Annotated in this window: 11 protein-coding genes; 3 read left to right on the top strand and 8 right to left on the bottom strand. The window is 68.4% G+C overall.

The features are described from left to right. Positions 1-38: 38 nt before the first annotated feature. Complete coding sequence (gene recG / locus KQ910_RS24875) at positions 39-2,120, top strand: ATP-dependent DNA helicase RecG (protein WP_216966396.1); 2,082 nt, start codon at positions 39-41, stop codon at positions 2,118-2,120. 76 nt (positions 2,121-2,196) lie between these two features. Here the strand turns inward: recG and KQ910_RS24870 are convergent, their stop codons facing one another. The 8 genes from KQ910_RS24870 to KQ910_RS24835 all read right to left on the bottom strand — a co-directional run bounded on the left by KQ910_RS24870 (position 2,197) and on the right by KQ910_RS24835 (position 11,002). Further along, entirely contained in the window at positions 2,197-4,230 is a 2,034-nt protein-coding gene (locus KQ910_RS24870) for a DUF4139 domain-containing protein (RefSeq protein ID WP_216966394.1), read from the bottom strand. Between the two features lie 241 nt (positions 4,231-4,471). Next, positions 4,472-4,879 carry an iron-sulfur cluster assembly scaffold protein gene (locus KQ910_RS24865; RefSeq protein WP_216966392.1) on the bottom strand — a complete coding sequence of 136 codons (408 nt, stop codon included), beginning with the start codon at positions 4,877-4,879 and terminating at the stop codon, positions 4,472-4,474. Beyond that, a complete protein-coding gene (locus tag KQ910_RS24860; RefSeq protein WP_216966390.1) occupies positions 4,876-6,096 on the bottom strand; it encodes an aminotransferase class V-fold PLP-dependent enzyme in 1,221 nt (406 codons plus the stop codon). Before KQ910_RS24860 ends, KQ910_RS24865 begins: the two co-directional genes overlap by 4 nt. Before the next feature lie 10 nt (positions 6,097-6,106). Then, on the bottom strand, positions 6,107-7,759 hold the full coding sequence (locus tag KQ910_RS24855) for an NTP transferase domain-containing protein (protein WP_216966388.1): 1,653 nt from the start codon (positions 7,757-7,759) through the stop codon (positions 6,107-6,109). Then, positions 7,756-8,484, bottom strand: a complete 729-nt coding sequence (locus KQ910_RS24850; RefSeq protein WP_216966386.1) for an XdhC family protein — start codon at positions 8,482-8,484, stop codon at positions 7,756-7,758. Before KQ910_RS24850 ends, KQ910_RS24855 begins: the two co-directional genes overlap by 4 nt. Then, positions 8,484-8,804 (bottom strand): XdhC family protein, encoded by a 321-nt coding sequence (locus KQ910_RS24845; protein ID WP_216966384.1) that lies wholly within the window; start codon positions 8,802-8,804, stop codon positions 8,484-8,486. Before KQ910_RS24845 ends, KQ910_RS24850 begins: the two co-directional genes overlap by 1 nt. 3 nt (positions 8,805-8,807) lie before the next feature. Next, on the bottom strand, positions 8,808-10,070 hold the full coding sequence (locus KQ910_RS24840; protein WP_216966381.1) for a vWA domain-containing protein: 1,263 nt from the start codon (positions 10,068-10,070) through the stop codon (positions 8,808-8,810). 8 nt (positions 10,071-10,078) lie between these two features. Then, on the bottom strand, positions 10,079-11,002 hold the full coding sequence (locus KQ910_RS24835) for an AAA family ATPase (RefSeq protein WP_229600967.1): 924 nt from the start codon (positions 11,000-11,002) through the stop codon (positions 10,079-10,081). Between the two features lie 108 nt (positions 11,003-11,110). Here KQ910_RS24835 and KQ910_RS24830 point away from each other — a divergent pair, with 108 nt between their 5' ends. Beyond that, positions 11,111-11,854 (top strand): SDR family NAD(P)-dependent oxidoreductase, encoded by a 744-nt coding sequence (locus KQ910_RS24830; RefSeq protein WP_216966379.1) that lies wholly within the window; start codon positions 11,111-11,113, stop codon positions 11,852-11,854. Continuing rightward, entirely contained in the window at positions 11,854-13,257 is a 1,404-nt protein-coding gene (locus KQ910_RS24825; protein ID WP_216966377.1) for an amidase, read from the top strand. The genes KQ910_RS24830 and KQ910_RS24825 overlap by 1 nt, the downstream gene beginning before the upstream one ends. Positions 13,258-13,283: the final 26 nt, after the last annotated feature.

The raw sequence follows: 13,283 nt of genomic DNA, 5'->3' as shown, positions 1-13,283 counted from the left end.
GCGATGGCGAAGTCACGCAGCCCCTGATCAAGCCAACCATGCGCCCGCAAGCCCTTACCCCTCTCTTTGCCCAGGTCACGTCGCTGCCCGGAATCGGACCGCGGCTGGGGACGCTCGTGGAGAAACTTGCAGGCCCGCTGGTCGTCGACCTGCTCTGGCACCTGCCCGCTGGCGTGATCGATCGCCGGAATGCGCCCGATGTCGCCCAGGCGCGTGGCGGCGAGGTGGCAACGCTCACCGTCGTCGTCGAGGAACACATCGTCCCGCACAGTCCGCGTCAGCCCTACAAGGTCTGGTGCAGCGACGAGACCGGCCGCCTCTGCCTGACCTACTTCAATGGCCGCGAAGACTATCTGAAGAAGCTGCTGCCGCCCGGCGAGACCCGCGTGGTGAGCGGCAAGGTCGAGATCTACCAGGGCGAGGTGCAGATGACGCACCCCGACCATGTCGTGCCGCTCGACGAACGCCCGTCGATCCTGCGCGTCGAGCCGCTCTACGGCCTCACCGCTGGACTGACGCAGCGGCCGGTGCAGAAGGCAACTGCCGCCGCCGTCGAGCGCACGCCCGCGCTGCCGGAATGGCAGGACCCCGCCTATCACAGGAAGCAGGGCTGGAGCGACTGGAAGACGGCGGTCGCCCGCGCCCACGCGCCCGGGGAGCCGGGTGACCTGTCGCCCGCCCACCCGGCCCGCGCCCGCCTCGCCTTCGACGAGCTGCTGGCCAGCCAGCTCGCCATCGCGCTGGTGCGCCATCACAACCGCACGCTCGCGGGCCATGCGACCAAAGGCGACGGCCGGCTGCGCCAGGCCGCCCTCGCCTCGCTGGGCTTCGAGCTGACCTCCAGCCAGACCCAGGCCATCGCCGAGATCGCCGACGATCTCGGTAAGGAGGAGCGCATGGTGCGCCTGCTGCAGGGCGATGTCGGTAGCGGCAAGACGCTGGTCGCCTTGCTCGCCATGCTGATCTGTGTGGAGGCCGGCGCGCAGGCGGCGATGATGGCGCCGACCGAGCTGCTGGCACGCCAGCATTTCGCGACCATCGCGCCGCTGGCGGAAGCCGCCGGCGTGAGGATCGCGCTGCTGACCGGCCGCGACGGCCAGCGGGCGAAGAAGCAGACGCTGCAGGGCCTGGCGGACGGCACGATCCAGCTCGTCGTCGGCACGCACGCGCTGGTGCAGGAGGATGTCGAATTCGCCGACCTCGCAATGGCCGTGGTCGACGAACAACACCGGTTTGGCGTGCATCAGCGCATGGCGCTGTCGTCGAAGGGCCATGCCGTCGATCTCCTCGTCATGACCGCGACCCCGATTCCGCGCACGCTCATGCTGGCGGCCTACGGCGATCTCGACGTCTCCAAGCTCACCGAGAAGCCCAAGGGCCGCCAGCCGATCGACACCCGCACAATGCCGCTGGAGCGGCTCGGCGAGGTCGCCCAGGGGATCGGCCGCCAGATCGCGGCCGGCGCGCGCGTCTACTGGGTCTGTCCGCTGATCGAGGAATCCGAGGAGATCGACCTCGCGAACGTACAGGAGCGCTTCCGCATCCTGGGCGACCGCTTCCCCGGCAAGGTCGGGCTCCTGCACGGACGGCTGAAGAGCGCGGAACGCGAGGCCACGATGGCGGCCTTTGCCGACGGCCGCCTGTCGATCCTGGTCGCCACGACCGTGATCGAGGTCGGTGTCGATGTGCCGGCTGCGACGGTGATGGTGATCGAGCATGCCGAGCGCTTCGGCCTCGCCCAGCTCCACCAGCTGCGCGGTCGCGTGGGGCGCGGCAGCGCCAAGTCGACCTGCCTGCTACTCTACGCCATGCCGCTCGGCGAGACCGCCAAGTCGCGCCTCGCGATCATGCGCGAGACGGAGGACGGCTTCCGCATCGCCGAGGAGGATCTCAAGCTGCGCGGCGCCGGCGAGCTTCTGGGCACCCGCCAGAGCGGCTTGCCCGACATGCGCCTGGCCGACCTGGCGATCCACAACGAGCTTCTGGAGGCCGCGCGCGACGATGCGCGACTGGTGATCGCCCGCGATCCGGACCTGCAGACTGAGCGCGGCCAGGCCCTGCGCGCCCTGCTCTACCTGTTCCGCCGCGACGACGCGGTGAGGACGCTAAGGGCGGGTTAGTCGAAAGGATCCCTCGCTGCGCTCGGGATGACAATGTTCGTGTCATCCCGAGCGCAGCGAGGGATCCTTCTCGAGATCAGCCGAGCTGGCTCACATACGTGCGCAGCGCGGCGCGGGCTTCCTCGACGGCCTTGTCGGCCTCCGCACGACGCTTGGCGAGCGCCTCGAGGTCGGTCTCCTGCTTGTCGAGCGTGGCGAGGTAGCGCCGCTGCAGGTCGCTGTTGGCCGGAACCCGCGCCAGGTTCTCGCGCAGGCGCGCCTGCTCCTGCACGATCGCCTGCCGCTCGGCGTCGACCTGCGCCACCTTGCGCTGGGCCTCCGCTACGGTCTGCTGGAGCTGCAGCACGCGGGTCAGCGCCTCGCGCGTCTTGGCGTCGAACTCGCGGGCCTGGGCATAGACGCGGATCTGTTCGGCCGCGCTCTCGACCAGCCGGATTTCCTGCTGCTGCGTCTGCTCCTGCACGACCTCGAAGGTCTGCGTCTGGTCGCCGCCCGGAAGCTGGAACGGGATGCGGTAATTGCCCTCGCTCAGCTCGACGTCCTTCGCCTCGGGCTTGGTCAGCGTCCAGCCCGGCAGGCGACGCTGCACCACGACGAGCTGGCGCGGCTCCTTGGCCGGGCCGCGCACGCGGTAGACGGTGTTCTGGCGGATGACGCGCGAAAGCCGGAGCGCCCCGTTGGCGATGGTGCCCGACGCCACCCGCTCGGCCTGCGCCACGTCGCGTTCGATGACGATCTTCTCGTCCAGCGCATAGGCCAGCAGGCGCGTCTCGCCGACCGGGAAACCCGACAGCCGCGCGTCGCCGACATAGGAGACGGAACCGGCCTTGTCGCGCTCGTAGAGCGTGATGATGCCCGGCGGCAGGCCCGATTCGCCGTCGTTGGTCAGGCGGATCGCGGCCAGCGGATTGCGCGCTGCGGCGTCGGCCTGATAGAGCGCGAGCCGCTGTGCCGGCACCTGCCTGTCGACAATCGGAATTGAGAGCGTGCGGCCGTTCTCGACGCTGACGGCGCGCGGGAACTTGAAGATCACCTGCGTGGCGGCGTCACTGGCCTCGATCTGCTCCGCGGCTGCAGCCATGCCTGCAGGCGGCGGAGGCGGAGGCGCCATCGCAGGCGACGAGACGGACCTTTCCTGTTGCGCCCGGTACGGCGCGGGTGCCGGCATGGGCAGCGGCGCATTGGCACGCTTCTGGTCGGCGACGACACCACCGCGATCAACGCCCGGCATCAGGCGGCCGGCGATCTCGACAGGGATCTCGGGGCGCGTCACGTAATAGGCGTTGTAGAGCGCCTGATGGAATGCGACCGGCCGGCCCGACACGAGCGTCAGCTCGACATCCTTCCAGTCCTGGCCGCTCATGTTCTCGACGATGGCCCAGCCCTGCAGCGCCGAGCGCGCCGCCGCGGGATCCGCGCCGAGCGTCAGCCGGTACGAGGCCTTCCAGACCGGCGCCTCGACGATGTAGGCGACGCGAACCGTGCGCTTGCCCTGCCCGCGCATCGACAGGTCGATGGTGCGGGCGTCCTTGGCGCGGTTGCCCTGGATCGCGACCAGCGCCTGGCCGACCTTGTCGCGTAACGCAGGATCGGCGAATTGCAGGTTCTCGGCTTCCTCGAGGATGAACTGCTGCAGGCCGCGGTCGGTGTAGAGCGTGACCCGCGTGCGCTTCATCGTGCCCTTGTTCTCGGGCAGCAGGAGCGTGTCCTCCTCGACCGAGACGATGCGGCCGGTGAGCGCGCGGCTGCCGCCGACGGTGACCTGCGCGCCCTTCAGGGTCTGCAACAGCTCGGCCGGCGAACCCAGCGACCCCTGGTCGAACGGCAGGTCCTTGAAGGCCTGCGCCAGCGGCTCGCGTCCGGGCAGGCTCAACCCGCCGACGCCACCCTTGTCGTCATAGACCACGAGGCTTTTCAGAACGTCGTCGACCTGCCCCAGCGACACGGTGAGCTTCAGCGTAGCGTCGCCCTCGACGGTCGCCTCATATTCGAAGTAGCCCAGCCCGCCGGACGACAGCATGACGCGCTTCAGCGCGAGGTCCTGGGCAAAGGCGAAGGTCGGGAACGCAAGGAGGCCCAGCAGGGCCACGACGTTCATCAAAAGGCGCATGGTCTCTCCCAGGATGCGTGCGCACCTTGCCTATCGACTGTGACACAAGCACGGCGGTGGAGCGACCAAAGTAGGTGTACGTACCTTTAGGTCCGACGCACTGCGCGGACAAAAATAATCGTGTCATCCCGAACGCAGCGAGGAATTCTTGATTGGCTGTTGCTAAGGATCCCTCGCTGCGCTCGGGATGACAATATTCCCTGCATCTGAGGCGTTGCGTTATCCGACGCGCTGCGCCGAGCTACGAAAGCGCGTCCTTCAGCGCCTCGAGCGGCAGCAGCACGCATTCCTGCCGTGACTTGTGGGCGGCGACCGGTGCGAAGGCGTCGAAAGGCTCATGCGTCTCACCGGCCTCGCGGCCCAGCGCGCGTTCGGCGTCGTGGCGCAGTTCGGCAATGCCGGCGGCATCACGGCCGACGGCGACCGCGGACAGCGCCGAGGCCGAAGCCTGGCACAGGAGGCAACCGCGCACCTGGTGGCCGATCTCGGCGATGCGCCCCTCTCCATCGAGACGCACGTCGATGATCACGCGATCGCCGCACAGGGGATTGTCGCGCCGCGCCGTCTTCGTCGGCTCGGCGAGTTTGCCGGCCCCGGTCTTCGCCTTTGCGAGAGCGACGATGCGCTCCTGGTAGAGCTGGTCGCTCATCGCAGCGTCTTCGCCGCATGCGCGACACCCGTCAGCAGCGCGTCGATGTCGCTGTTGTCGTTGTACGGCGCCATCGAGACGCGGGTCGTGCCGTCGAGGTCGAACCGGTCCATCAGCGGCTGAGCGCAATGATGCCCGGCGCGCACCGCGACGCCGAACGAATCAAGCGTCTGCGCCACGTCGTGGGGATGCACGCCGTCAAGCATGAACGACACGACCGGATATCGGTTCTGCAGGCTCGCCGGGCCGAAGATCTGCGTACCGTCGATCTTCTGCAGCCCGTCCATGAGCCGCTGCACCAGCGCCATCTCGTGGTCGTGCGCGCCCGTCCAGTCGAGCGCCTGCATCCAGGCGCAGGCCGCACCCAGACCGATGGCCGGGCCGATCGCCGGGGTCCCCGCCTCGAAGCGGCGCGGCGACGGCGCCCACGTCGTCTCGGCTAGGGTCACGCGGCCGATCATCGAGCCGCCGCCCATGAAGGGCGGCATCGCGTCGAGAAGCTCCAGCCGTCCCCACAGCACGCCAATCCCGTTCGGCCCATAGGCCTTGTGCCCAGCGAAGGCGTAGAAATCTACGCCCAGCGACGGAAGGTCGACGGGCCCGTGCGGCGCGCGCTGGGCGCCGTCGAGCATCACCCGGGCGCCGACCGACTTCACCGCCTCGACGACGGCGCGCACGTCGAGCAGGGCACCGGTCACGTTGGAAACATGCGCCAGCGACACCAGCCTGGTGCGCGGCGTCAGCAGGCGCGGCAGGGCCTCGAGGTCGATGCGGCCGTCGGTCGTGACCGGCAGCATGTCGAGTTCGATGCCCGAACGCGATCGCAGCATCTGCCACGGCACGATGTTGGAATGGTGCTCGATCTCCGACAGCAGGATGCGGTCGCCGGGCTTCAGGAGCGAGCCGAAGGAATAGGCCACGAGATTGATCGCCGCCGTGCAGCCGCCGGTAAAGATGATCTCCATGGTCGGGACACCGAGGAATGTCGCGACCTGGGCGCGGGCATTCTCGTAGGACTCGGTGGCGCGTTCGGCGAGGCGATGCACGCCGCGCAGTACGTTTGCGCGGCCGGTCGTCTCGTAGTGGCGCACGGCGTCGATCACCGCGAGCGGCGTCTGCGCCGAGGCGCCGTTGTCGAGATAGTGGACCGGTAGCCCGTCGATGATTTCGGACAGGATCGGGAACTGGCCGCGAACGGCGGCGACGTCGAAGCTCATCGGAAAAAACTCATGCAGTGCTCCGCGCCCGCCAGGCCGCCAGTGCCTCGGGCGTGTCGATGTCGGTGATCGCGGCCTCGCCCGTCATCTCGACCTCGCAGACGAGATCGGCATGCTCGCCGATCAGATGCTTGGCGCCGCTGTCGCCCGACAGCTTCGCCATCTCCGGAAAGAAGCGCCGCGCCCAGAGCACGGGATTTCCGCGCTTGCCGCCCACCGTCGGCACGCAGATCGCGCGGCCCTCGACCGGGCTGAAGGCGGCTATCAGGCGATTGAGCAGGGGCGCGCCAACGCCCGGCATGTCGCCCAGCTGGACCACCGCCGCATCGACCGTCGTAGGCAATGCGCCGATACCGGTGCGGACGGAGGTGCTGAGGCCCTGGGCAAAATCCGGATTGGTGACGAAGCGCACCCGCGAGCGCGGCTGGACCGCTCTCTCAACGGCGGCGCGGACATCGTCGGCCATGTGGCCCAGCACCACGACGACCTCGACCGCCTGCGAAGCAAGCGCCGCCTTCACCGCATGGACGACCAGCGGCGCACCTTCGGCTTCGGCCAGCAGCTTGTTCGGCCCGCCCATGCGCGTCGAGCGGCCGGCCGCCAGCACCAACACCGCCACGCGCGGCGCCTGCTGCGGACCGGTATCCTCGGAGTCCGTCTCGTCGCGCGGCTGCGGCCGGCTGGGAATTTCCGCCAGCAGGCCGCCCGAGCCCATGCGCACGATCTCGGCGCGGCCGACCGGCAGGCGCGCGGCAAGCCGCTCCAGCACCATGTCGAAGCCGTTGTACTTCGGCGACTTGGCGCAGCCCGGCAGGCCGAGCACCGGTTTGCCGTCCAGTTCCGCCGTGAGGAGCAGATTGCCGGGATCGACCGGCATGCCGAAGTGGATGACATTGCCGCCCGCCGCCTCGATGCCGGCCGGCACGACATCGTTTCGATCGACGATGGCCGACGCGCCGGCGATCAGAAAGAGGTCGCAGCCCTCAGCCTTCAGTTCCGCCAGGGCGCCCGCGATAGCCTTTGCATCGTGAGCGACGCGGCGCTCGCCGTTCAGCGTGCTGCCGAGTGAGGTCAGGCGCTTGGTCGTCGTGCCCACGGCCTTGTCGAGAACCTTGTCGCGCGTGCCCGGGAGCTTCGTCTGTACGAGACCCGCGCGCATCGCGTGGAACGGCGCCACCGAGATCATCGGCCGGTTCGCGGCCTTCGCGACATCGACGGCGCGGGCCACGGCGGCTTTCGGCGCGCCGTAGGGAATGATCTTCACCGTCGCCACCATCTGGCGCGGTTCGACCCGGGCGAAGGGCGGCAGGGTCGCGACCGTCACGGACTCGTCCAGTTCGTTCAGCGCGTCGATGCGCTCCTGGTCGAGCACGGCCAGTCCAGCCTCGCGGGCGAAATGATTGCAGCGGCCGGTGAAGGGCGCGGTGACGTCGATCCCCTCGCCCGCCAGCGCCTTGGCGACCGTCGCGGCCGCCTCGTCCTCGTGCACGTCGTCGGAGCCCAGCCGCGCGGCGACCACGGTCGAGACACCGGCTTGCTTCAGGCGCGCGATATCCTCATCCGAGAGGATGCGGCCCTTCGAGAAATTGACGCCGTCAGCGCGCCGGCTGTGCGCCAGGATAGCGCCGGCCGCCTCGTCGATCGGTGTCTCGCCGAATCTCACGCTGCCGCGACCTTCGGCGCCGACAGCGCTTCGAGGCGCCGCGCCCGCACCTCGATAATCTGGCCGAGGATCGACACGGCGATCTCGGCCGGCGACTTGGCGCCGATGTTGAGGCCAACCGGCCCATGGACGCGGGCGAACATCTCCTCGGTAATCCCGACCTCGGCCAGACGCTCCTTGCGCTTGGCGTGGGTCCGCCGGCTGCCCAGCGCGCCGATATAGAAGACGTCTGACTTCAGCGCCGATTCGAGCGCCGGATCGTCGAGCTTGGGATCGTGCGTCAAGGTCACGACGGCGGTCGAGCCGTCGAGGCCCATCGCCTGGAAGGCCTCGTCCGCCCAATCCTGGATCACTTTCACGCCGGGGAAACGCTGGGTCGTGGCCCAGGCGCCGCGCGGATCGACGACCGTGACGTCGAACTCGAGCATGGCCGCCATCGGTGCCAGCGACTGCGCGATATGCACCGCACCCACGATGATCAGCCGTGGCGGAGGCACGTAGACGTTCAGGAATATCTTGTCGTCCGCGATCTCGACCGTCTCGCTCTTGCCGATATCCATGGCGCGCTGCGCGGCCGCGACGAGCGCGCCCTCACCCGCGAGTTCGCCCTTGGCGCCGTCGCGATAAACAAGTGCTTCGGCGGCATCGCTGAGGCGGGTGGCGAGCGTCACCGCCCGCCGGTTGGCGCGAGCTTCCTGCAGCGCGGCGAGAGTCTCGGTCTTCATCAGTTCACCTTTTCGACGAAGACCTGGACCTTGCCGCCGCAGGCGAGGCCGACATCCCAGGCCTGCTCGTCGGTGACGCCGAAATCGAGCAGCCGCGGCTTGCCGTCCTTGATGGCGTCGAGCGCTTCCCTGACGACCGCGCCTTCGATGCAGCCGCCGGAGACCGAGCCGACCATGTTTCCCTTGTCGTCGACGCCGAGTTGGCTGCCTACGGGTCGTGGCGAGGATCCCCAGGTGACGATCACGGTGGCGACGGCGACACCCTTGCCGTCGGCCTTCCACTTGCCGACCTGATCGAGAACTTCCAGCGCGTCGCTCATGGTCTACTCCTTGCGAAGGTCGGTCTGCCATCCCGCCAGGCGCCGGTCGGCGCCGACGGTGCGCGATCCCAGGGCCTCGATGAGACCCGACAGGCTCTCCAGATTATGGACGGGCCTGAACTCGTCGACATGCGGCAGCATCGCCTTGTTGCCTTGAGACTTGGGCTCGTAACCGCCGTACCGCAAGAGCGGGTTGAGCCAGATCATGCGTGAGCAGGACTTATGCAAGCGTTCCATTTCCTCATCCAGGCCGGACGCGCCCTCGCGATCCAGCCCGTCGGTGATGAGGAGAACGACCGCCCCCTGCCCCAGCACGCGGCGCGACCACCTGTTGTTGAACTCGTGCAGCGCCTGGCCGATGCGCGTGCCGCCCGACCAGTCCTCGACCTGCGCCGAGGCCTTCTGCAAGGCGACGTCGACGTCGCGGTTGCGCAGCGCCCGCGTCACGTTCGACAGGCGCGTGCCGAACGTGAAGCAATAAACCCGGTCGCGGTCGTTGGTGATGGCGTGCATGAAATGCAGGAACATCCGCGTATAGCGGGCCATCGAGCCGGAGATGTCGCACAGGATGACCAGCGGCGGCGGCCGGCGGCGCGGTTCGCGCCGTGACAGCTCCGTCAGCCCTTCCGGCCGCATGGCCCGACGCAGGGAGGCGCGGAAGTCGATGCGCGGGCCCCGGCGGGCCGACTGGTAGCGGCGGGTGCGGCGCTCCGGCACCGGCAGGCGCAGGCGGGCGATGGCGCGCAGGGCGGCGTCGATCTCGGCCTGCGACATCTGCTCGAAGTCGCGCGTCTGCAGGACCTCGCGGTCCGACACGGTGAAGGTCGCCTCGACCTCGACTTCCGGCGGCTCCTCCGACTGCTCCGGCGCTTCGCCCTGCCCAGGCTGCAGGGCTTCCTGCAGGCGGCGGCTGAGCTGCTTGCCCTTGTCCTGCTCGGCCGGCACGCCGATCTGCGGTAGAAGCATGTCCATCATCTTCTCGAGCAGGCGCGGATTGCGCCAGTAGACGTGGAATGCCTGATCGAAGATCTCGCGCTGGTCGCGGCGGTTCACGAAGACCGAATGAAGCGTCCAGTAGAAGTCGTCGCGGTTGCGGATGCCGGCAGCCTCGACCGCCTCGATGGCGCGCAGGATCTGCCCCGGCCCGACGCGCAGGCCCGCCGTGCGCAAGGTCCGCGCGAAGTGCACGATGTTGCTGGCGAGCTTGCCGCCGCGGGGCCCCGGCCCGGGGGCCGGTGCCGGCGGCGTATCGGGAAGCGCGTCCATCCTCCCGCTCAGCCGAGCGGCTGGGCGGCGATGTCGGACTTCACCTTGCGCAGGATTTCGGCCGCTTCCGAGCCCTGCAGGCGCTGGATGTCGTCCTGGTACTTGAGCAGCACGCCGAGCGTGTCGTTGATCGTCCGCGGGTCGAGGTCGAGCACGTCGAGTTCCGAAAGCGCCGTCGACCAGTCGATCGTCTCGGCGACGCCCGGCGCCTTGAACAGGTCGAGCTTGCGCAGCTCCTGCACGAAGCCAACGACCTGGCGCGACAGACGCTCGCTGGCGCCCGGCGCCTTGACCTTGAGGATTTCGAGCTCGCGCTTGAGGTCGGGATAGTCGACCCAGTGGTAGAAGCAGCGCCGCTTCAGCGCGTCATGGATCTCGCGCGTACGGTTCGACGTGATGATGACGATCGGCCGTTCCGCCGCCTTGATCGTGCCGAGTTCGGGAATCGTCACCTGGAAGTCCGAGAGGACTTCGAGCAGATAGGCCTCGAACGGCTCGTCGGTGCGATCCAGCTCGTCGATCAGCAGGATCGGCGCCCCGCCGACATGCGGCTGCAGCGCCTCGAGCAGCGGACGGCGGATCAGGAAGCGCTCGTCGAAGATGTCGGCGGCGAGTTCGCCGCGGTCGTGCACGCCCTGCGCCTCGGCCAGGCGAATCTCGATCATCTGGCGGGCATAGTTCCACTCGTACACTGCCGAGGCGACGTCGAGCCCCTCGTAGCACTGCAGGCGGATCAAGGGCCGCTTAAGGGTTTCCGCCAGGACCTTGGCGATCTCGGTCTTGCCGACACCCGCCTCACCTTCGCAGAACAACGGCCGCCCCAGCTTGAGGGCGAGATAGAGGACGGTGGCGAGGCTGCGGTCGGCGATATAGTCGCCGCCCTTCAGCAGCTCGACGGTGGCGTCGATGGACGCCGGCATGGGCGAAGGCATGAAACTCCCGGAAAACGCGAGGGATCGCTGGAGTGCCAGTGTAGCGGATGGTCCAGCCCGCCGATATGGTAGGAATCGCAAGATAATTCAAGGATTTGGGAGGATGTCATGGAGGATGGGTTGTTCGCGGGCCGGACCGCCATCGTGACCGGCGGCGCGCGGGGAATCGGCCTGGCCTGCGCTGCGAAAATCGCCGCCGGCGGCGGGCGCGTGGCCCTGTGGGACCGAGACCTAGACCGCACCAGGCAGTCCGCCGCCGCGCTGAAGGGCGCCGTTGCCGTCGCGGTCGACGTGACCAGCGAGGCGGAGGTCGCCAAGGCCCTCGCCGAGACCGAGAAACTGCTCGCGCCGCCCGACATTCTCGTCGCCAGCGCCGGCATCACCGGCCCGAATACCACCGTGGCCAAGTATCCGGTCGATGCCTGGCGACAGGTGATCGACATCAACCTGACCGGCGTGTTCCTGACCAACCGCGTCGTGGTCGAGGGCATGGTGCAGCGCGGCTGGGGTCGCATCGTCAACATCGCCTCGGTGGCCGGCAAGGAAGGCAATCCGAACGCCTCCGCCTACTCCGCCTCGAAGGCCGGGGTCATCGGCCTCACCAAGTCGCTCGGCAAGGAACTTGCTACGAGCGGCGTGCTGGTCAACTGCGTCGCGCCAGCGGTCGTGAAAACGGAGTTGTTCAGCCAGATGACCGAGCAGCATATCAACTACATGCTCTCGAAAATCCCGATGAACCGCTTCGGCGAGGTCGAGGAAGTGGCCGAGATGGTCGCATGGCTCGCCTCCTCTCACTGCACATTCGCGACGGGCGCAGTTTTCGATCTCTCTGGTGGACGGGCAACCTACTGATGTCTCTGCATGAACTCACCCTGACGGAACTCTCCGCCGGCCTCGCGGCCAGGCGCTTCTCCTCGCGCGAGATCGTCGAGGCGCTGCTGGCCCGCATCGAGAAGGCGGACGGCAAGCTGCACGCTTTCAACGAGGTCTATGCGGAGGAAGCGCGCGGGCTGGCCGACGGCGCCGACACCGCCCGCGCCTCCGGCTTTCCGCTGCCGCCGCTGCAAGGCCTGCCCATCGCCTACAAGGATCTCTGCGACATCGCCGGCCGCATCGGCACCGGCGGCTCGAAGATGTGGGAGAAGCGCGTCGCGACCGAGACCTCCAACACCGTGGAGCGGCTTACCGCGGCCGGCATGATCCCGCTTGGCAAGCTGCACATGGTCGAGTTCGCGTTCGGTGGCTGGGGCACCAACCCGCTGATGGGCACGCCGTGGAACCCGTGGGACCTCAAGACCCATCGCACGCCCGGCGGCTCCTCGAGCGGCACCGGCGTCGCCGTGGCCGCGCGGCTGACGCCCGCGGGCATCGGCAGCGACACCGGCGGCTCGGTGCGCATCCCCTGCGCCTTCAACGGGCTGGTCGGCCTGAAAGTCACGTTCGGCCGGATCAGCCTGCACGGCACGATGCTGCTGTCGTGGACGCTCGATTCGATCGGCCCGATGACACGCTCGGTCGAGGATTGCGCGCTCATGCTCAACGCCCTCGCCGCGCCCGATCCGCGCGATCCGACGACGCTGCATCAGCCGCTCGAGGATTTCACCGCCGCGACCAGAGGCGGATCGATCAAGGGCATGCGCATCGCCCTGCCCGACGCCTCGGCGCTGCCTGCCTGCAATACCGACGTGATCGATGCCTGGCTGGCCTCGGCCCGGACTCTGGAGCAGCTCGGCGCCATCGTCGAACCGGTGAAGATTCCCGAATGGTATTTCAATCTCGGCGTCGGCGCGGGATCGATCTCGGCCTCGGAACTGTGGTCGCTGCATCGCGGCTGGATCGAAGACATGAACCAGCCGATCGGTGCGGGCGTCCGCGGCCGCGCGATGGCCGCCAAGACCTTCGCCCCGGCCCTCTATGCCGAGGAGTTGCGCCGCATGGCCGAGCGCCGTGCCGCCTTCAACGCGTGGATGGCGCCCTACGATGCGCTGCTCACGCCGGCGCTGGCCTCGGGTGCGATTCCGGTCGCCGAGGTCGACGAACTGTCTCCCGCGATTTCTCTGATGACGCGCCCCGGCAACTATCTCGGCCTCTGCGGCCTGTCGCTGCCGAACGGCTTCTCCAAGGGATTGCCCGTCGGCATCCAGCTTCTCGGCAAGCCTTACGCAGAGGGCACGGTGCTGAAAATCGGCAAGGCCCTGCAGGACGCGACCGACTTCCACAAGCGCGCGCCCGACCTGTCGGCGCTGGGTCTGTAAGAGAAAAGCGAAAGGTCCCTCGCTTT

Source organism: Reyranella humidisoli (assembly GCF_019039055.1).
In the GTDB taxonomy this organism is placed as follows: Bacteria; Pseudomonadota; Alphaproteobacteria; order Reyranellales; family Reyranellaceae; genus Reyranella; species Reyranella humidisoli.
Note: the sequence above shows the minus strand (reverse complement) of the source record. Positions and strands in the feature narration are given on the sequence as shown.

What these genes read in the sequence shown, in the direction of transcription:
- recG (WP_216966396.1), top strand. Translation starts at nt 39, where the DNA reads ATGCGCCCGCAAGCCCTTACCCCTCTCTTTGCCCAGGTCACGTCGCTG.
- KQ910_RS24870 (WP_216966394.1), bottom strand. Translation starts at nt 4,230, where the DNA reads ATGCGCCTTTTGATGAACGTCGTGGCCCTGCTGGGCCTCCTTGCGTTC.
- KQ910_RS24865 (WP_216966392.1), bottom strand. Translation starts at nt 4,879, where the DNA reads ATGAGCGACCAGCTCTACCAGGAGCGCATCGTCGCTCTCGCAAAGGCG.
- KQ910_RS24860 (WP_216966390.1), bottom strand. Translation starts at nt 6,096, where the DNA reads ATGAGCTTCGACGTCGCCGCCGTTCGCGGCCAGTTCCCGATCCTGTCC.
- KQ910_RS24850 (WP_216966386.1), bottom strand. Translation starts at nt 8,484, where the DNA reads ATGAAGACCGAGACTCTCGCCGCGCTGCAGGAAGCTCGCGCCAACCGG.
- KQ910_RS24845 (WP_216966384.1), bottom strand. Translation starts at nt 8,804, where the DNA reads ATGAGCGACGCGCTGGAAGTTCTCGATCAGGTCGGCAAGTGGAAGGCC.
- KQ910_RS24840 (WP_216966381.1), bottom strand. Translation starts at nt 10,070, where the DNA reads ATGGACGCGCTTCCCGATACGCCGCCGGCACCGGCCCCCGGGCCGGGG.
- KQ910_RS24835 (WP_229600967.1), bottom strand. Translation starts at nt 11,002, where the DNA reads ATGCCTTCGCCCATGCCGGCGTCCATCGACGCCACCGTCGAGCTGCTG.
- KQ910_RS24830 (WP_216966379.1), top strand. Translation starts at nt 11,111, where the DNA reads ATGGAGGATGGGTTGTTCGCGGGCCGGACCGCCATCGTGACCGGCGGC.
- KQ910_RS24825 (WP_216966377.1), top strand. Translation starts at nt 11,854, where the DNA reads ATGTCTCTGCATGAACTCACCCTGACGGAACTCTCCGCCGGCCTCGCG.